Genomic DNA, 18,392 nt, shown 5'->3' with positions numbered 1-18,392 from the left:
AGCTGCGAGACTCCAGCGGAGCGAGCGTCTCGAAACGGGCGACCGGGACCGACCGGAGGGAGCGACACGTGAGCGACGACCGCCACACCGCGTTCATGCCGCTGATTCTGGTCGGCGGGCTCGTCTTCGGGTTCGGACTCGCGTACAGCCACATGGCGCGGCCGGAAGTCGTTCTGGATTTCCTCCAGTTCGAGGACTTCGGGCTGGTGTTCGTGATGTTCGGCGGCGCTGCCGTGACGGGAGCGACCTTCATTCTGGCACCCCGACTCCTCGGCCGCGCGCCGCTGACTGGCGACCGCTTCGAACGCCGGCTGAAGCCCTTCGACCGGAACGTCCTGGTCGGTGGTGCTATCTTCGGCGTCGGCTGGGGGCTCTCCGGAATCTGTCCGGGCGCGGCGTACGCGAGCCTCGGTGTCGGTAACGTCACTATCCTCTGGGCGCTGGCCGGGATGTTCGTCGGCGCGTATCTCCAGGGCTACTGGCAGAGTCGGAGCGAGACTCGCGACGCCGCCGTGACGGGCGCGGATTAATATCACAATTCTATGAACCCCTCCCTGATCGCTCTCTTTGTCGGTGCAGCGCTCGCCAGCCTGTTCATGGCGTGGGTCATCGGTGCCGGGTCGAGCGGCGCGACGCCGTTCGCCCCAGCCGTCGGGGCGAACGCGATTCCGACGATGCGGGCCGCCCTGCTTGTCGGTGTCTTCGGGTTCGTCGGCGCCGTCACGCAGGGCAGCAACGTCTCGGAAGCCGTCGGCAGTGGCCTTGTCGGCGGTATCAGCCTGCCCGTCGCTGGCGTCATCCTGGTGTTAGTGCTGGGTGCCGGACTGATGGCGGTCGGTATCACCACCGGATACCCGGTTGCGACAGCGTTCACGGTGACCGGCGCCGTCATCGGCGTCGGTCTCGCACTGGGTGGGACGCCGGTCTGGCCGAAGTACCAGCAGATAGCAGCCGTGTGGGTTTTGACGCCGTTCGTCGGCGGCGGCATCGCGTTTGGGATTGCGAGTGTCCTCCCGCGTCCCGATGCCCCCGAGCGGTACAGCGTTCCGGCGCTCGCGGGCCTCGTCGGAGCCGTCCTCGTGAACGTACAGTTCAGCTTTCTGGGCCGTGGGGCGGCGTCAGGGACCGTCCGCGGGTTCAGTCAGCGCGCGCTGGCGGTCGACGGTCTCGCGTCGGGGGTTGTCATCACCGGCGTCGCGGCGCTGGCCGTGGCCACCGTCGTCTGGTGGGACATCAGCCGTGACGAGCGTGGTGGTCTGCGGCGCGTGCTGCTCGCGCTTGGCTCCCTCGTCGCGTTCTCTGCGGGCGGAAGTCAGGTCGGACTTGCCGTCGGGCCGTTGCTCCCGCTCCTTGGTGAGGTTGGACTGGTCTCCTCGTTCGCCGTACTCGTCGGTGGCGGTCTGGGGATGCTGGCCGGGTCGTGGACGGGTGCACCCCGAATGATCAAATCTCTGGCCCAGGACTACTCGTCGCTCGGGCCGCGGCGCTCCATCTCCGCACTCGTGCCGTCGTTCCTGATCGCACAGGTTGCAGTCCTGTTCGGCGTCCCGGTCTCGTTCAACGAGATCGTCGTCAGCGCCATCATCGGGAGCGGTGCCGCGGTCGGCGGCCGGAAAGCGGTGGACGCGGAGAAAATCGTCCTGACTGTGGGGGCGTGGGCCGGTTCGTTCGCCCTCTCGTTCGTGCTCGCATACGCTGCCGGTACGTTCCTGTTGTAGCCTTTCCGGACGGTAACCTGTGGCGTGTGCTGCCAGCGTCCGACGACAGCGTGTGGCCGTGTCTCGTTTGCCCCGTCTCAGACTGCCCGGGGTGGTGGGACGAGGAAAACGTTCCCCGTCGCCTGTGCGACGATCTCCTCCGAGACGCTGCCTAGCAGGAGTCGCCGGATGCGGCTTCGCCCCTTTGCTCCGACGAGGACTGTCGACGGCGTCACCGCCGCTTCGACGGCGAGGATCTCGTCGGCGGGGTCGCCTTGCCGGACCTCGGTCCGCGTCTCGATGTCCCAGTTTTCGAGCGTGCTCGCGTGCTCGGCTAGCCGCTCACGCGGGTCGATATCGGCGTCAGCTCCCTCGTCTTTCGGCGACTGGACGTGAACGAGCGTTGCCTCCTCGGTCGCGTGCCGGAGGTACGAGAAGGCGTCGAACGCCCGGTCGGCGTGCTCGGAGAAATCCGTCGCGAAGAGGATTCGCTGGAAGAGGTGTTCGCGGAGGACGTCGGGGTCGTCGGTCGCCCGTTCGACGCGGTTGACCAGCAGTGGAACGACAGTGGTCCGTGCGAGGTTGCGTGCGGTCGAGCCGATGATACGGTTCTCTAGCGGGCTCTGGCCCCGTGACCCGACGACCGTCATGTCGGCCTGGACGGTTTCGGCGATACCGTTGATACGGCGATACGGCGTCCCACGGACGACATGGGTCTCGACGTCGAATCCCGCCCCTTCTATCACGGCCCGATACCGATCTAACCCCCGCTGGCGTCGCCCATCGAAGTCCACGCCGGGCATCCCGGAATGGACGTTCGCCGGAACAACCGTCACGAGATGAATCGTATCGATGCCGATACGCCCCAGACATTCGAGACAGGTCTCGTTCTCTATTGCAGCCTCGCTGGCGGCCGATAGGTCGGTCGCACACAGGGCCCTCATATCGACCACTTCGTCGAGCACCGACAACACAGTTTTGTTCCATTCGCGCGTGGCCGACGCTCGGACGGTCAGCGACCGTTTTCCGGAAACTGCACAGCTGCCATACGTTATCGATGAGTTACCAGTACTCCAGTCGAGGTTACCCGAATATAGTATTGTGCGCTGGTCCCAAAACCGTTATACCTTCGAACCGGGTAGAGGGTATTGAACAGAAATGTGTCAACACCGAATTTCCACGTCTGGAAGTCGGAGGGTGAATCGATGGCGGGACTAGAAGTTCCCACGTGGGACCCGGAGACGGCCCTGCTCATCGGCACGATTCTACTGGAAGCGATCGTGCTGTACGTGGGCTATGGCAGTCTCGAACGGCTCTTCGGGCCATATCTCATGAAGTTCCTGGTCGGGGGTGAGGCGGATGCTCGATAGCGTCCTCGACGGACTCGGAATCCTGGGGACCAGTCCCGAGATGCTGGCGTTGTTCGTCGGATTCGGGCTCGTCGTCGGGGTCCTGTTCGGCTTTTTCGGCATGGGCGGGTCGTTCCTCGTTACCCCTGCACTGCTGATGCTAGACTACCCGGCGCCCGTTGCGGTCGGTAGCGGGATGGCGTTCGTCTTCGGGACGGCTGTCATCGCGACCCTGAAACACCACGACCTCGGGCAGGTCGACTACAAGCTCGGCGTGATTATGATTACGGGGACGACCATCGGCATCGAGGCCGGACGCGCCAGCGTCTACTACCTCGAATCGCTGGGACTTGCCGGTGGCATCATCAGTGTCGCCTACGTGGTCCTGCTCGGCGGCGTCGGGGCCATGGTTACCCGTGACGCCCTGGCGGGTGACGGCGCTGGTGGCATCGACCACGAGGCGACTGACCAGGACCTCAGCGAGTACGAGATTCCCCAAATCGCGAGGACCATCCAGCAGACCGTTCGGATTCCACCGATGGTGACGCTTCGCGGTGACGTCCGCGTTTCAGCGTGGGTCATCACGGCCGTCGCCTTCGCGACCGGCCTCCTGTCGGGCTTTCTGGGCGTCGGTGGCGGCTTCATCCGGATGCCCGCGATGATCTACGCCATCGGCGTTCCGGTGCCAGTCGCTGTCGGGACTGACCTCTTCGAGATCGTCTTCTCCGGTGGCCTCGGGAGCTACCTCTATGGACAGGGCGGCGGCGTCGACCTCGGTATCGTCGTCCCGCTGCTGTTCGGGAGCGCACTCGGTGCCCGTATCGGCTCTGCAGCGACCGCCGTTGTCGACGCCGACGGCATCAAGATCTATTTCGGCGGGATGCTACTGGTCGGTGCCATCGCGGTGGGCGTCGGGGAAGTCGGCTCCTACATCGGTAGTCCGACCCTCGAACTGATCGGACTGGTGCTCGTCATCGGCGCGGCAGTCGTCGTCGCTCTCGCAATTCTCTATACGGCTATATCTTCACTCCGCGTGACGAATCGCCAGCAGACTTCCGCTGCGGACTGATCGGTCTTCGCGCCAGACTGTTGCCCAGTCCCGTGTGGATGGCCGTCTCTTCCGCCGACGTCTGCGGGCCGACGGCCTGCCGCTTGCGCGGTGTTCCCGTCTCGGTACATTCTAGACGCCCGTGGAATTGTGCAAAACGTACAAAAGTGTTTTATCAGCCCAGTGTCTACAGTACAATGATACCGATGCCGGATTCGATGTCTGAACAGCTCCGTCGAGAGATGGTGTGTGAGGGACTGCTGGGGTGTTTCCACGGTCTCAAGGAACTAGACAAGGAGTGCTTTCGAGCGCTCGTCGAGGCTGGGGGACCACTGACTGTCGACGAGGTCGCCGAGGCAGTCGACCGCGAGCGGTCGACCGCCTATCGCGCCGTCCAGCGACTCCTCCAGACGGGCTTCATCGAAAAGGACCAGGTCAACTACGACCAGGGCGGATACTACCACGTCTACTCGCCGACGGACCCGTCGCAGATCGCAGACGACATGCAGCGGCTCCTCAACGACTGGTACGCGAAGATGGGCCAGCTCATCCAGGAGTTCGAGGACAAGTACGAGGGGTCCGAAACCTCGGCTCCCGCGGTCGAATAGTAACTCCGGCGCTTCTGCGTGGCCCCTCGTTCTCGATTGGTGAACTGGTTCCGGTATGGGAACAGCGGTACAGTACCGGTCTCTCAGGTTGTCCATCACTCTTTCATAATATTGTGCGTACTATCCACAACCCTTAACTGGTGTTGGTGCGTAGAAACTGGTGATGGCAACTGATACTGCACCCAGGGACAGCACCGACACCACGAACGAACCCATTCATGTCGACGGAGCGGACCACCTCGATGATATCGTCGGAAAGCACGACGTCGTTCTGGTCGACTTCTACGCCGACTGGTGTGGCCCCTGCCAGATGCTCGAACCCATCGTCGAAACGATCGCGGCAGAGACCGACGCGGTTGTCGCGAAGGTCGACGTCGACGCCAACCAGCAACTCGCCGGGGCGTACGGCGTCCGGGGCGTCCCGACGCTGATTCTGTTCGTCGACGGCGAGCAGGCCGAAGAGATGGTCGGGGTGCAGGGCGAACAGCAACTGCGCTCCCTGCTCGCGAGGTACACCGAGTAAATGACCGACGAGAAACGAGATCTCGTTATCGCTGGCTCGGGGATAGCTGGCCTCTCGGCAGCGGTCTACGCCGCACGGGCCGACCTCGACCCCCTCGTTCTCGAGGGCGAACAGCCGGGTGGTCAGCTCACCCTGACGACCGATGTCGAGAACTACCTCGGATTCCCCGACGGCGTCGGCGGCATGGAGCTGGTCCAGCGCGGGAAGGAGCAGGCCGAACAGTTCGGCGCAGCGTTCCGGCACGGCCGCATCGACGACGCGGCCCTTGACGGCCAGCCCCTGGAGCTGTCGCTGTCGACCGGCGACACGATTCACGCACGGTCGCTGATCGTCGCCACCGGTGCGAGCGCCCGCTGGGTCGGTGCGCAAAACGAGGGGGAACTAATGGGGCACGGGCTCTCGACGTGTGCGACCTGTGACGGCGCGTTCCACCGCGGCGACGACCTCCTCGTCATCGGCGGTGGCGACAGCGCGATGGAAGAGGCACTCTTCCTCGCGAAGTTTGCCGACTCCGTGACAATCGTCCACCGGCGCGAGGAACTGCGTGCGTCCGAGATCATGGCCGACCGGGCCCGCGACCACGACAAAATCCAGTTCCGCTGGAACACGGAACTGGAAGCCGTCCAGGGCTCGCAGGCGGAAGGCGTCACCGACGCCGTACTCGTTTCCCACCCCGACGGATACCCGAGGGAGAAGGCCGAGTCCGGGACGGCTGTCGAACGGGAGACGGTCGATGTCGGCGGCGTGTTCTACGCCGTGGGCCACACACCGAACACGCAGTTCCTCGACGGGACTGGTGTCGAACGGGACGAGAGTGGCTACGTTTTCACACAGACCGACGACGCCGGGCGGCCAACGGCACGGACGTCCGTCGACGGTGTGTTCGCTGCCGGCGACGTCGCTGACCCCCGCTATCGGCAGGCGGTCACATCCGCCGGCACCGGGAGTATGGCCGCGCTCGACGCCGAGGAGTTCCTCGAGACGCTACGGGACGCAAGTGGATCGACGGTCAGGGCGACGGTCAGTCCGGACCAGTCGGCTCCGTGACCGCTCCAATCACACCACCTCGCTTTCGGGGTAGTTCTGCGACATCCTCTTCGAGTACGTCTGGCAGCGACTACTCGGTCTCTGGAGGCGTCCGCCGTCGAGAGAGCGGATCACCGGGCCGAGGAACCCGTGCTGTCCGCTAGTCACCGCGGTACAGTACCGTAGCTGAGAGCCCCGAAAAGGTCTAATAGATGCCACTTTCAGCATCGAATTTAAGTAATCTGGTTGCTTAGGGCGGCCATTCGATGGGTATCGCTCAAGCTCTCCTGATACTACTCTTTGCGCTATCGGGGGTCGCCTGCTTTGTAACGACCAGCAGGGTTTCGCGCATCCCAAACGCCGACGTGCGTCGGGGGCTCGCTGGATTGCTCGGCTTCAGCGGTCTCTGGGCGGTAAGCGAACTCGGTCTGTTGCTCTTCTCGTCGCCGGTGGCTATGGAGGTGATGTACATCTTCGGGTTGGTGGTCGGGCTACCGACGGTCGGTGCGTGGCTGTATTTCTGTTCGGCCTACACCGGCCACGACTATCACCGCCGACCGGTATTTCGCCGTCTTGCCGTCGGCCTGTACGCTGTCATCGTCGGGGTGAAAGTCACGAACCCGCTCCACGGGCTGTACTTCACGACCTCGCTGACCGCCGACCCGTTTCCGCATCTGTCGATTCAACCCTTGCCGGCCCACTGGGTTGTCACGGGCCTCTCGTATGTCGTGACCGCGATCGGATTCTATCTGCTGTATGAGCTGTTTAGCCAGTCGAACCTGGACACGAGGGGGCTCAGCATACTGGTTGTCATCACGGGGCTGCCCGCTATCTTAGACGTTCTGAGCTACACCGGGAACACGCTCCTCACGCTGAACTACGAGCCGGTTGGCGTAGCCGCGTTCAGTATCGGCGCGTTCTACATCGTCGACGACCAGTTCGTTGCACTGCCGGCGTTCTGGAGACAGGACGTCCTCGAGACGCTCGACGACCCCGTGCTTGTGTTCGGTTGGGACGACCGAATCCGTGACTACAACGCCGCTGCGACGACCTGTTTTCCCGATCTAGCGGCTGTGGCCGACCAGCCGTTCGATACCACATACCCGGCACTGGCAGCAAGCCTCGAGGACGGAGCCGACCTCGTGGAAATCGAGACTGAGGGGACGACGCGGTATTTCGCCGTCGAGCGAGAGCGACTCACAATTGAACGCCAGACCGTCGGCGAGGTGGTGGTCCTTTCGGACGTCACGGATATCGAACAGCAACGCCAGCAACTCCAGCAACAGAACGAACAGTTCGGCGATCTGGCCGTAATCGTCACGCACGAGCTGCGGAATTTGCTGACAGTTGTCCGGGGGCATATCGACGGGAAGGCGGCAGAAGCCATCGACGCTGAACACGAGGCGTCCCATGAGTCGTATGAACGGGGGATTTCCGCTGTGGAACGGATGGAACAAGTCACCACCGACCTGGCCAAGCTTGCACGGTACGGGCAGACAGCACAGAACAAAGAACAGTGCGATTTTCGGGAGACACTCACCCGGAGCTGGGACATCACCGATACCGACGGGATGTCGCTCTCAATCGGGACAGATGGGGAGATTTACGCCGAAAAGACCTACCTGATCGACCTGTTCGATAACGCCTTCCAGTTCATGCGGGCGCTCGACGCAACGGTCGTCTCCAGCACCCTGGAGGACGGCGAGATAGTGATTGCGAGCGACGGGGACCCGCTGAGTGACGAGGAAATCGAAGCCGCGTGGAACTACGGCGAGGCGGTTCCGTCCCCGGAGACGGGTATGCTCCTCCCGATGGTCCGGGCAATCGGACGCGCTCACGGGTGGACCATCGATGTCAGCAGTGGCGATGCCGATTCGGTATCGCTGCACATCGAGACGAAATAGCGGTGTGCGACACGAGGAGCCCGGACCAGCAGTGGCCAGGCGCGAACCGGATTGTCCCGTCCCGAGTGACGTGTGGCGGTCGTACACCCCCGTTTCCAGTGTTCTCGTCCACCACTGGCACCCGAAAAACCACGCTCAGGCGGCCGACCGCCACTCGGATTCATCGAGACGGGCCTGGTCGAAGCGGACATACCCGGATTGACGACCTGCGAGGGTCTGCATGCCTCCGGTGTTGCCGGGGCGACCACGCCCGCTGGTACTGTCGGCTGTCGGTCTGGGTCTGGCGACACATGGGGCCGTTTATCGTTGGGCCACGAGTGTGAACTCGAGTACCCAGCGTGAAGCTACGGCCTCACTTCTCTACGTCGCGGTCTGGCGTCCGACCCCCGCTATCTGGTCTGTAGGACCCGCCATCGGTTGCGGCTGGCGACCCCGTTGTCGACTCGATCGCTATAGCGCCTGACCCGGTATCGAAATCCGATACCTGGTCGTGTAGTTCTTCAGCGAGAGTAGACAGTTGCCGGACGTTCTCCGACGTCTCGGACAGAGAGGCAGTCTGCTCTTCGGTCGCAGCAGAGACGTTGCTCGCTTCGGCCGCAGTCTGCTGGCTGACACTCGATACTTCATCCACCATCGCGACCACCTCCTCGGAGGACGCCGCCTGGTCGTCAGTCGCGTCGCTGATCTCTCGGATGCCGCTTTCGGCCTCCTGCACAGCATCGGCGATTTCGTCGAACATCTCGATTGCATCCTCGATTGTCTCGGACCCGCGTTCGACGCGGTCGCTCATCTGTTGCATCCCCTCGACGGTGTCGACTGTCGTATCCTGAACCTCGCCGATACTCTGCTCGATATCCGCCGTCGCCCCGGCAGCCTCCTCTGCCAGGGATTTGATCTCGTTTGCGACGACGCCAAAGCCCTCGCCCGCCTCGCCGGCCCGGGCGGCCTCGATGGAGGCGTTCAGGGCGAGCATGTTCGTCTGTTCGGCGATTTCGGTTATCATCTCGACGACGTCGCCGATCTGGCCCATCTTCTCGTCAAGTGCCTCCACCTGGGTGGCCGCCTGGTCGGCCTGTGATTCGATAGACTCGATCTCCTCTGTCGCCGCCGATGCGTACTCCCGGCCGCTTTCGCCGCGCTCGACGGCTGTGCTGGCGGTTGCGGCGACCTCCTCGGCCGAAGAGGCGACCTCCTCGACAGTCGCGGACATATCGTTCATCTCGCCGGCCACCTCCTGGAGATTCTCGCTCTGAGTGTCCGCACCGTTTGAAATCTCTTCGACGGACTCTGCGACCTGTTCGCTGGCCTGTTGGATTTCCCCTGAACTGCTCGCCACCTCTTCGCTCGATGACGCCACGTCGTCCGCGATGGCCTGGACGCGCTCGACGCTTGTATTCAGCTGTTCGATTCCGCCCTCCAGATCACTCAATGCGGTCCCAAACGTCCCCGGGTAGTCTGTGTCGATGCTCTGGTCGAGTTGTCCGTCTTTCAGGCTCTGGCTCACTGTCGATATCTGTGCGAAGCCCTCCGACAACTGGGTCGTCCCGGTCGCGAGGTCCTCGAGCACGGCGCCGTATTGTCCGGGCCGGTCCGTATCGACATCACCGTCGAAAACCCCTCGCTGGAGGTCATCGCTCACACCCCTGATTTCGTCGAAGCTCTCCGCCAGTTCGTCGGCACCCGCTTCGAGGTCAGCGACAGTCTCACCGTACCGCCCGGGATAGCTCGATTCGAACTCCCACCCCAGGTCACCCTGTCGCAGTCCACGGCTTGCAGTTCCGATCTGGGAGAAAACGCCCCTGAGATTCGCCTGCATCTGGGTGAACGCTTCGATCATCCGACCGAGTTCGTCGTCTTCGACGTGGTCGTCGAGGTCGTTGTCGAAGTCACCGGCACTGACAGCCTGTGCGGTCTCCGCCAACTGAGTGATCGGCGGAATAATCCGTCCAGCGACGAACAGGCCGATGGCGATGGCGAAGACGAACGCTCCCGCAGTCAACCCGAGCAGTACCCACTGGACCGTCGCTGTGGTGGTATCCGCAGCGGCGACTGCCGCTTCTTTGTCCTCTACAGCCAGTTCTTCGAGCGTATGTGCGTCGTCTCGCATATCGTTCAGTATCGGCTCCAGTTCTCCCATTTTCTGTCGAGCGCTCGCCGTATCACCGGCCTCTGTCGCGTCGAACACCTCCTGTGCGACGGCTGTGTACTCCTGCTGTCTGGACTGCAGACCTGCCAGTGCCTGTTTTTCTTCCTCGCTCAGGTGGCTCCCCTCCATCTGCCGGGCCCACTCTTCGAAGTTCGAATCGGCCTCCGCAAAGTCGGCTCTAGCACTGTCTTCACCGAGCATGGCCGCTTGAACCGCTATCTGCTGTTCCTCGACGGCGACCAGCATCTCCATGGACGCGTCGATCTTATCCGCGTCCGCAGAGATGACGTGAACTTCAGCGTCGACGGTCCCCACGGCCTGGTACCCGACCAGTCCAGTCAAAGCGACCAGCAACGCCACGAGAACAAACGCCAGAATGAGTTTGGGCCGCAGGTCGAATCGGTCTATTGTTAGCTTCTCTAGCATGGGTCGTTCTCTCCCGAGGACCATTATAATCAGTCGCTCTAGATACCGGGATGAGTATCACAGATGAGAACCCGAACCCCTTCCAGTCAATCACTTCGAGGGGTCGAAGCAGACTACGGTGTTCTACAGGCGGAACAGGCCGAGGCGGTCACGGGAGCTGGACGTACGATTCGGAACTCGTCGACCACATCCTCGGTTATCTGAACCACACCTACGGTGTCGCACCCGGCGACGTGATTTCTGCCCCCTGAACCGACTGTTCAAATACGGCTCTCGGATTCGTTCTCCCGGGATAGCCAACGGCACGACGACACAGACGATAACAGATCGATACCGCGTGCTTTCTTATTGTTTGATAACTGACAGCGTGATACTTGTTACTGTGATGTGTGAGTGGTACGTATGGGCAGACAGAATCGGGGGGAAAGAGACAACGAGAGGTGCCAGTCTGACCGCCGTGGTTCCGTCGAAGCCGGTTCTGTCGAATGGTCCGATTTCTTCGCGAGCGAAGCGCGCACACGGGAGCGAGACAACATACCGGACGAGCACCACGGGGAGGCGGACGCCGGAGAAGCGGAAAAAGACCCACCAGCGGCACTCGAAGCGCTCGAACGGGCGAGCGAACTCTTCGTCGGTCTGTCCAACCCAATCGAGGAAAGCCTCCGTACCTACGTCACAGAACTTCCGCAGTGGTTCGGGCATCCCGGTCGAATCGAGGCAAAGATCCGGGTCGGAAGCGATGGCTTCGAAACCGATGAGTTTCGCGTCGGTACTAATCCGCTGACAGCCAGCGCTCGCACACGCACCAGGACGCGAGTCTCAGTGACAGTCGTCTGCATTGACCAGGTGTCCAGTACGGGCAGGGAGACCTGGCTCGCGAGCGAACGAGACCTGGTGGAGACGCTCGTCTCACTCATCAGGGATGGTATCAGTCGGTGGGAGATAGACAGCCTGAAGCGCGTCTCAGATGGCGTTGCCGTTCTCGACGGGAATCTCAACTACACCTACGTGAACCAGCAGGCCGAGCGGCTCCTTGGACGGGACGGCGAGGAAATGCGTGGGCGCCACGTCTGGGACCTCTTTCCCGAAGCGGCAGACACTGTCGCCGAAGACAGAATCCAGACGGCTATCGAGACCCAGTCACCGACGTCCTTCGAGCGATATAATTCGGAGAAAGGGCAGTGGTTCGAGACCCGGATCCATCCAATCGGTGACGGCATCATCATCGTATTCACCGACATCACCGACTCGAAGGTAGCCAAACGGGAATTCGACTACGTCCTTGAGACGACACCCATCGGGATTGTCCTCCTGGATGGCGACGGAGAAATCGCTCGCACAAACACCCACGCAGAAGAGTTACTCGGCCTGTCCGGACGCGACATCGAGGGAAAGGAGTACGACCACCCCGACTGGGACATCTGGGACGAGGCGGGCAACCCGATTCCGAGCGACGACCATCCGGTCTCGCAGGTCCTCAGAACCGGCAAGACTGTCAAAGGATTCACCCACGGGATCACGCTCCCGGACGGCTCCGAGCGGTGGCTGTCAAGCAACGTTGCCCCCATCAGGCGTGAGGACGGTGCGGTCGAGCAGGTCATCGTCGCGCTGGAAGATATCACCGTGCCGAAGCGTCTCGAACAGCTCATCGAGACGTTCCAGCCGGTCGATGAGATTCTCTACAGTGTAACCGCAGACGAGGAGACCAAACAGGCTATCTGTGAGTTATTGACTGAAACGCGGGAATACCAGTACGCACGGATCCATACGAGTACCCCGGGCACGACGCTGACCGGATCCGATATCGGGGCGCGGTCACAGGCTGTCGCTACCAGCGAGTCGGTGACCCTTCCGATACGATCCCGGGCAGAGGCCGCTCCGGCACGAGTCGCCGTCGAAACAGGCGAGATACAGGTCGTTACCAGCAACCGGACCGACTCACGGTTTGAGCGGTGGCGGGCGTCCACACTGAGTCAGGGGTTCCACGGTGGCGCTATCGTTCCACTCAAGTATAGAACTCGCATCTACGGCCTGCTCGTACTGTATACAGACCGCGGGGAGGCCTTCGGCGACCGCGAGCAGTCGCTTCTGACGACGCTCGGGAACAACATCGGACAGGTTCTTCAGAACCACGCGACAGAGCGCATACTCCACGCCGACAGAGTGGCCGAACTGACGTTTGAGAGCACCGACTCGCGGTCGTTTTTCGTCTCCGCCTCGGAGAAGCTCGGCTGTACGATCGAGGTCAGGGATACAGTTCCGGTGTCAGACGAGACCGTTGTCCACTACGCGGCCGTTCGAGACGCCCCGACGGATGCCCTGAGTGATTTCGCAGAGAACGCGGATTGTCAAGCCAAGGTGCGACAGGTTCGACAGGTCGAGAATCGGCCCGGCGGGGACGTGGAAATCGAACTGCAGGGGCAGTCCCTGGCACAGACACTCGTTACCGAGGGTGCAGTTGTCACGACAGATACGGTAACTGATGGTAGAGCCGAGGTCGTCTGTGAAGTTCCGCTCGGCAGTGATATCGGGGCACTGGTGACACGCGTCCAGGATTCGTTCCCGGACACGACGTTCGTCTCGAAACGTGACTCCACCCCCGCTTCCAGACCAGATGCACACACAGTCGGGTCGGTGCTTGGAGACGTTTTCGAAAACGAACTCACGGACCGGCAGCAGCAAGTCCTGCGAGTCGCGGTGTACAGCGGTTACTTCAACTCACCGCGACGGACTACGGCAACCGAGATCGCCGACGCGCTCTCACTCACTCAATCGACCGTCTCATATCATTTGCGACACGCAGAGCGAACGCTGTTCGAACAGTTGTTTGACCGGCTGCAGCAATCATGACGCCCGAGGCCATGTATGGGTCGACGCTCTCCGTTCCCCGATGACGCCGGCAGTCGCTGCAGCGAGGAGCGACCGTCTGTTCATCGACGTGTACGGGTGACCCTTGCCATCGTCTGAACCAGACTGTCCCGGTGTCCGTTTATGCCGGTTCGATTGTCATTGACAGGTCGTCGATGTAATGTGTGGCATCAGCTTCCCAGATGACGGCGGTTCCGACGGCAAAATGTATCGAGCCCGGCTTCGAATCCCTCACTAAACTCCGGGCTGCTATTCCCCGCTGTGCACCCGGTAAACCCGGATGCCCCGATAACCGCCCCGGTCGGAAGTACATCACGCCGGAACATCTCAACTGAGACTGTTTTTCGATACTCGTTCGCCGCGATACACACTGGTCGAAGCATAGAGACTCCCCGTCTGTGCCACCGTCTTCACTGTGACCCCTCGTCCCTGTCCCGATAACATCGGAACTCGACCTGTATCTGAGCCAGTTGCTCCCCGTCCGGGTCAAGCGCCGCGATTCGGTAGATTCCGGTCTGTGGGACGTGCCCCAGCGACTGGCTATACTCGACGACATCTGCCGAATCGTATCGGCCGGATGTCCCGACCGGGGCGTCGTTTTGATCTACCGGCATCTGATACAGGACTGTGGCGTTACTGTAGATAGTAAACTGGTCGACGTTCCGGGCACGGACTGTCGCCTGCCGTATCGGAACGGTCAGTTCCACCAGCGGCTCTTGCCCAGGGCTGTAGGAGGTAATCTGTGGAGTCAGTGCGAACACATCACCGCCGCTCTCGCTGTTGATTCCGGCTTCACAGACCGACCCCGGACCGGCTGTCTCCCGGGCTCCGGTGCAACCCGCGAGAGCGCTGATGGTTCCGACAGAGACGATGAACTGGCGCCTGCTCGGCATACCAGCTATACCGTCACCACTCATAAGATTGTTTGGCGGTACCAGGTCAGATTACCCGACTGTTCGAGATTCGTCCTGCTACAGTCGAACGCACACGAGATATTCGTCTCCCTGGCACCTCTGTGACAGGCGTTCGGGCCTATCCACCCGGAGAGCCACCGTTCCAGTTTCACGCTCCGCCACCGACCTCTGTGACCGGCTTGGAGGCCGTTGCCCCATCATATACGACACAACTCGGGGACCGCCCATCGATGCTTGACACACCGCCTGTAAATTCAGGGGTTCTGATGGGTACCGTACAAACGCCTAAATCACTGGCCAGTATTGTCAACTCACAGGCAACTCCGATATGACAGCGAGCGGTTCTGGGGAAAATTTCCCGTGGCATACGCTGGCCCTCCAGGCAGTATATTCTCGGTTGAAGACGGACAGCGACGGGCTCTCCTCGGACGAGGCTACTACGCGCCAGTCGGAGTATGGGCCGAATCGGCTTCCGCAGAAAGAGCCGACTCCTGCCTGGCTCATCTTCCTCCGACAGTTCCGAAGCCCGCTCATATACATCCTCGGTCTGGCGGCAGTTATCTCGATTGCGATCGGAGAAACGACAGACGCCGGCTTTATCGCCCTCGTTCTCGTCGTCAACTCGATTATCGGCGGAACACAGGAGTTTCAAGCCGAACGGAGCAGCCGCGCACTGCAGGGACTTCTCCGGACGAGAGGGACGGCCGTCCGGGACGGGGACACGGTCGATATCGACGGCGAAGACTTCGTTCCCGGTGACGTGGTTCTGCTGGAGTCCGGTGACCGGGTCCCGGCGGATATCAGACTGATCTCGACGTCGAATCTCGAAGTCGACGAGTCGTCTCTGACCGGTGAATCGGTCCCGATTCTGAAAGACCCCGACTGGCGGGGTGAGGAAAACGCCCCGCTCGGAGACCGGCGCAACATGGCCTTCGCTGGCACGACAGTCACCCGCGGACGAGGGCGCGGCCTCGTCGTCGAAACCGGCGCCCGGACAGTTATTGGCCGCCTCGCTGGCGATGTATCCGCTGTCGAGGGAGGCGCTCCCCCGCTGGTGGTCCGTATGGAGCGGTTCACACGTATCGTGGCCGTCGTGGTCCTTCTGGCGGCGGTCGTCGCTGCGCTGCTGGGGGTTTTCGTCCGTGGCTTCGGCGCCGTCGAGATGTTCCTGTTTGCCGTGGCTCTGGCCGTGTCTGCTATCCCAGAGGGGCTCCCGGTCGCCATGACGGTCGCGCTCGGCGTCGCGACCAGCCGGATGGTGCGGATCGGCGTCATCGTTCGCCAGCTCGTCGCTGTCGAGGGCCTGGGAAGCTGTACGATGATTGCGACCGACAAGACTGGGACGCTGACCGAGAACGAACTGACAGTTCGGCAACTCCGACTTCCGGACGGAACGACGGTAGAAGTGACCGGTGCTGGATACGCTCCCGATGGGACCGTGCTACAGGACGGGAGTCAGCCTGAACCGGAGGTGGCAGACGACATCGCACGCCTCGCCCGAGCGGCCGCACTGTGCAACGAGGGCAGTATCCATCGACGCGATGGCGAGTGGGTGTGGAGCGGTGATCCGACCGATGTCGCGCTCTTGTCGTTCGCCCGGAAAGCGGGTCGCGACCGAGAATCCGAACTGGATGCCTTACCGGAGACCAGTCAGGTCCCGTTCGAGCCCGACCGGCGATTCGCAGCCACGTATCACTCGGCCGGCGGCGAGACACGCGTCTTCACTAAAGGTGCCCCGGAGCGAGTGCTAGAGATGTGTACGTGGTCGGATGAACACACTCATCGGGCGATGCTCGACAGGGCTACCGAGATGGCACAACAGGGCTACCGCGTGCTTGCGCTCGCCGACGGCACGCTCGACACCGCCGAAGCGGCCCCGTCTGACCCGACGGGGCTGACGTTTCTCGGGTTCGTCGGGATGGTTGACCCGCTCAGACCCGGTGTCAGAGACGCGGTCGCGTCTGCACAGCAGGCGGGTATCTCAGTCTCGATGGTGACCGGTGACCACCCCGAGACCGCGCTGTCCATCGCCCGGGAACTCGGGTTGGCGTCCGGTCGTGGGGAGGTCCTGACGGGGGCACAACTGGCCGAGTTCACCCCAGAGCAGTTCGCTACCGCGATTGAACGCACCCGCGTTTTCGCCCGCGTGTCCCCGGACCAGAAACTCGATATCGTAAGCGCCGCGCAACAGGCAGGGCATTTCGTCGCCGTCACGGGCGACGGGGTCAATGACGCCCCTGCGCTTCGAATCGCGAATATCGGGATTGCAATGGGGCAAGACGGCACTGACGTGGCTCGGGATGCGGCCGACCTCATCATTTCAGACGACAACTTTGCGACGATAATGTCCGGAATCGAGCAGGGTCGGGTCGCGTATGACAACATCCGGAAGGTAATCTATCTACTCATTTCTACCGGTGCCGCGGAAGTCGTGCTCGTCCTCCTCAGTCTCGCTGCGGGCCTGCCACTCCCGTTGTTGCCCGTCCAGCTCCTCTGGCTGAACCTCGTCACAAACGGGATTCAGGACGTCGCGCTCGCGTTCGAACCGAAGGAAGACGATGTCCTCGCGCGGCCACCACGGTCCCCCGACGAGCGGATCTTCAACCGACTCATGATCGAACGGACGGTCGTCGCTTCCATCGTGATGGGCGTCACCGGGCTCCTCACGTTCAGGTGGCTGCTCGACAGCGGGATGGCCGAATCGGCGGCGCGGAACGCGCTGCTTCTCCTGATGGTGCTGTTCGAGAGCGTCCATCTGGGGAACACCCGCTCGGAAACTCGGTCGATCTTCCGGATGCCGCCGTGGAAGAGTCCGATTCTCCTTGTCGGGGCTGGGACAGCATTCCTGGTCCATCTCAGTGCCCTCTACTTTCCCCCGGCACAACTGGTGCTGGGGACGGCCCCCGTCGATCTGGATGTCTGGGTTACCCTCGCCGGGATCGCTCTGACGCTGGTGGCAGCGATGGAACTCCACAAGGTCAGCTGGCGATGGCGCCACCCCGCTCGTTCTGACGGAGACTGAAAGAGGCGCCGCATTCGCTGTGGTACACCGGAGATGGGTCTCCGTGCCCGGAAATACCAGTTACGGCTCCGGCGATGGGTAGTTCCCGCGGCCGGTTTCGGTGTACCCGTCGGCCGTTGTCCAGCCGTCCTGCGGGCCAGTGGCCGAGAACTGAACGCGGTCGCTGTACTCGTTTCCGGTCCAGCCGCCGGTGAACCACTCGTTGTACCCGCCGAAGGTGGCAATGCCGTCGACGCTGGCGTTCGCCGGCGCCTGGTAGGCGAGGTACACAGGGGCGTCGTAGGCGAAACAGACGGACTCTCCCTGACTCGGGAGCTGGCACTCTGTCGCCCTTCGCGTCACCGCCTCGTCGGCGTAGAACGTCGGCTCTGTCCCGAGCGGCGTCCGGGTTTCCAGCGGGTATTCGGCGTTCACAGAGACGCGAGCGCTGACCGTCCTGAAGGCGACCCGCTGGTGGTCCGGGTTCGAGGGGTCGTACTCGGACTCCGAGATCTCCTCGCGGCGTCCCAGGTCGCCCTCCTCGACGATCCGGTAGTACCGCGGCTCCACGTGCAACTCGTCGGTCGTGAGTTCCAGCATCGGGCCGGACTCGGTCTGGACGATAGACGCGTCGAACGCGCCGTCGACTGTCCCGTTGGGGGCGATGACGCTGGTGTTGGTTACTGGCGAGTCGGTACCGTGGGGGACTGGCACCCGGATCGTCGCGTTCTGGATGGTCGTGTTCGCGTCGATACCGACGGTGTACTCGTAGGTGCTCGTGTAACTGTCAGGGTTCGGCCCGAGAAACGCACACCCCGCTGTCAGCGCCAGACACGCAAGCAACAGAATCGAAAGTGACCGTCGGTACATGGCTCTCACCCA

Annotated in this window: 14 protein-coding genes; 10 read left to right on the top strand and 4 right to left on the bottom strand. The window is 62.4% G+C overall.

Annotation, left to right across the window (positions count from 1 at the left end):
• Nucleotides 1-95 precede the first annotated feature (95 nt).
• Complete coding sequence (locus tag KZ498_RS14555; protein WP_312619726.1) at nucleotides 96-530, top strand: YeeE/YedE family protein; 435 nt, start codon at nucleotides 96-98, stop codon at nucleotides 528-530.
• Between the two features lie 12 nt (nucleotides 531-542).
• Nucleotides 543-1,718 (top strand): inorganic phosphate transporter, encoded by a 1,176-nt coding sequence (locus KZ498_RS14550; protein ID WP_312619714.1) that lies wholly within the window; start codon nucleotides 543-545, stop codon nucleotides 1,716-1,718.
• A gap of 77 nt (nucleotides 1,719-1,795) precedes the next feature.
• On the opposite strand, the gene KZ498_RS14545 is transcribed toward KZ498_RS14550, so the two are convergent.
• Complete coding sequence (locus KZ498_RS14545; RefSeq protein ID WP_312619713.1) at nucleotides 1,796-2,641, bottom strand: universal stress protein; 846 nt, start codon at nucleotides 2,639-2,641, stop codon at nucleotides 1,796-1,798.
• Nucleotides 2,642-2,902: 261 nt separating this feature from the next.
• On the opposite strand from KZ498_RS14545, the gene KZ498_RS14540 reads away from it, so the two are divergent.
• From KZ498_RS14540 to KZ498_RS14515, 6 genes are all read left to right on the top strand, one after another.
• Entirely contained in the window at nucleotides 2,903-3,067 is a 165-nt protein-coding gene (locus KZ498_RS14540; RefSeq protein WP_312619712.1) for a hypothetical protein, read from the top strand.
• Nucleotides 3,057-4,115 carry a sulfite exporter TauE/SafE family protein gene (locus tag KZ498_RS14535; protein ID WP_312619711.1) on the top strand — a complete coding sequence of 353 codons (1,059 nt, stop codon included), beginning with the start codon at nucleotides 3,057-3,059 and terminating at the stop codon, nucleotides 4,113-4,115. The genes KZ498_RS14540 and KZ498_RS14535 overlap by 11 nt, the downstream gene beginning before the upstream one ends.
• A 185-nt stretch (nucleotides 4,116-4,300) precedes the next feature.
• Entirely contained in the window at nucleotides 4,301-4,702 is a 402-nt protein-coding gene (locus KZ498_RS14530) for a helix-turn-helix domain-containing protein (protein WP_312619725.1), read from the top strand.
• Nucleotides 4,703-4,865: 163 nt separating this feature from the next.
• Nucleotides 4,866-5,225 carry a thioredoxin gene (trxA, locus tag KZ498_RS14525; protein WP_312619710.1) on the top strand — a complete coding sequence of 120 codons (360 nt, stop codon included), beginning with the start codon at nucleotides 4,866-4,868 and terminating at the stop codon, nucleotides 5,223-5,225.
• Nucleotides 5,226-6,272, top strand: a complete 1,047-nt coding sequence (locus KZ498_RS14520) for an FAD-dependent oxidoreductase (protein WP_312619708.1) — start codon at nucleotides 5,226-5,228, stop codon at nucleotides 6,270-6,272.
• A 245-nt stretch (nucleotides 6,273-6,517) separates the two neighbouring features.
• Nucleotides 6,518-8,155, top strand: coding sequence for a histidine kinase N-terminal 7TM domain-containing protein (locus tag KZ498_RS14515; RefSeq protein ID WP_312619707.1), 1,638 nt, complete (start codon nucleotides 6,518-6,520; stop codon nucleotides 8,153-8,155).
• A gap of 352 nt (nucleotides 8,156-8,507) precedes the next feature.
• Here the strand turns inward: KZ498_RS14515 and KZ498_RS14510 are convergent, their stop codons facing one another.
• Nucleotides 8,508-10,727 carry a HAMP domain-containing methyl-accepting chemotaxis protein gene (locus KZ498_RS14510; protein ID WP_312619706.1) on the bottom strand — a complete coding sequence of 740 codons (2,220 nt, stop codon included), beginning with the start codon at nucleotides 10,725-10,727 and terminating at the stop codon, nucleotides 8,508-8,510.
• 402 nt (nucleotides 10,728-11,129) lie between these two features.
• On the opposite strand from KZ498_RS14510, the gene KZ498_RS14505 reads away from it, so the two are divergent.
• Complete coding sequence (locus tag KZ498_RS14505) at nucleotides 11,130-13,577, top strand: PAS domain-containing protein (protein WP_312619705.1); 2,448 nt, start codon at nucleotides 11,130-11,132, stop codon at nucleotides 13,575-13,577.
• A gap of 428 nt (nucleotides 13,578-14,005) precedes the next feature.
• On the opposite strand, the gene KZ498_RS14500 is transcribed toward KZ498_RS14505, so the two are convergent.
• Nucleotides 14,006-14,488 (bottom strand): hypothetical protein, encoded by a 483-nt coding sequence (locus KZ498_RS14500; protein ID WP_312619704.1) that lies wholly within the window; start codon nucleotides 14,486-14,488, stop codon nucleotides 14,006-14,008.
• 349 nt (nucleotides 14,489-14,837) lie between these two features.
• Between KZ498_RS14500 and KZ498_RS14495 the strand changes: the two genes are divergently transcribed.
• Entirely contained in the window at nucleotides 14,838-17,531 is a 2,694-nt protein-coding gene (locus tag KZ498_RS14495; protein WP_312619703.1) for an HAD-IC family P-type ATPase, read from the top strand.
• Nucleotides 17,532-17,591: 60 nt separating this feature from the next.
• Here KZ498_RS14495 and KZ498_RS14490 read toward each other — a convergent pair whose 3' ends face one another.
• On the bottom strand, nucleotides 17,592-18,380 hold the full coding sequence (locus KZ498_RS14490) for a hypothetical protein (protein WP_312619702.1): 789 nt from the start codon (nucleotides 18,378-18,380) through the stop codon (nucleotides 17,592-17,594).
• Nucleotides 18,381-18,392: the final 12 nt, after the last annotated feature.

Origin of the sequence: Haloarcula sp. 1CSR25-25, from assembly GCF_032027985.1 — an archaeon.
Classification (GTDB): Archaea; Halobacteriota; Halobacteria; order Halobacteriales; family Haloarculaceae; genus Haloarcula.
This window is presented reverse-complemented; position numbering and strand designations above follow the sequence as displayed.

Excerpts from the sequence above, each read along its gene's own strand:
- KZ498_RS14495 (WP_312619703.1), top strand. The coding sequence starts at position 14,838 with ATGACAGCGAGCGGTTCTGGGGAAAATTTCCCGTGGCATACGCTGGCC.
- KZ498_RS14530 (WP_312619725.1), top strand. The coding sequence starts at position 4,301 with ATGCCGGATTCGATGTCTGAACAGCTCCGTCGAGAGATGGTGTGTGAG.
- KZ498_RS14555 (WP_312619726.1), top strand. The coding sequence starts at position 96 with ATGCCGCTGATTCTGGTCGGCGGGCTCGTCTTCGGGTTCGGACTCGCG.
- KZ498_RS14540 (WP_312619712.1), top strand. The coding sequence starts at position 2,903 with ATGGCGGGACTAGAAGTTCCCACGTGGGACCCGGAGACGGCCCTGCTC.
- KZ498_RS14510 (WP_312619706.1), bottom strand. The coding sequence starts at position 10,727 with ATGCTAGAGAAGCTAACAATAGACCGATTCGACCTGCGGCCCAAACTC.
- KZ498_RS14500 (WP_312619704.1), bottom strand. The coding sequence starts at position 14,488 with ATGCCGAGCAGGCGCCAGTTCATCGTCTCTGTCGGAACCATCAGCGCT.
- KZ498_RS14535 (WP_312619711.1), top strand. The coding sequence starts at position 3,057 with ATGCTCGATAGCGTCCTCGACGGACTCGGAATCCTGGGGACCAGTCCC.
- trxA (WP_312619710.1), top strand. The coding sequence starts at position 4,866 with ATGGCAACTGATACTGCACCCAGGGACAGCACCGACACCACGAACGAA.
- KZ498_RS14550 (WP_312619714.1), top strand. The coding sequence starts at position 543 with ATGAACCCCTCCCTGATCGCTCTCTTTGTCGGTGCAGCGCTCGCCAGC.
- KZ498_RS14520 (WP_312619708.1), top strand. The coding sequence starts at position 5,226 with ATGACCGACGAGAAACGAGATCTCGTTATCGCTGGCTCGGGGATAGCT.
- KZ498_RS14505 (WP_312619705.1), top strand. The coding sequence starts at position 11,130 with ATGGGCAGACAGAATCGGGGGGAAAGAGACAACGAGAGGTGCCAGTCT.
- KZ498_RS14515 (WP_312619707.1), top strand. The coding sequence starts at position 6,518 with ATGGGTATCGCTCAAGCTCTCCTGATACTACTCTTTGCGCTATCGGGG.
- KZ498_RS14490 (WP_312619702.1), bottom strand. The coding sequence starts at position 18,380 with ATGTACCGACGGTCACTTTCGATTCTGTTGCTTGCGTGTCTGGCGCTG.
- KZ498_RS14545 (WP_312619713.1), bottom strand. The coding sequence starts at position 2,641 with ATGAGGGCCCTGTGTGCGACCGACCTATCGGCCGCCAGCGAGGCTGCA.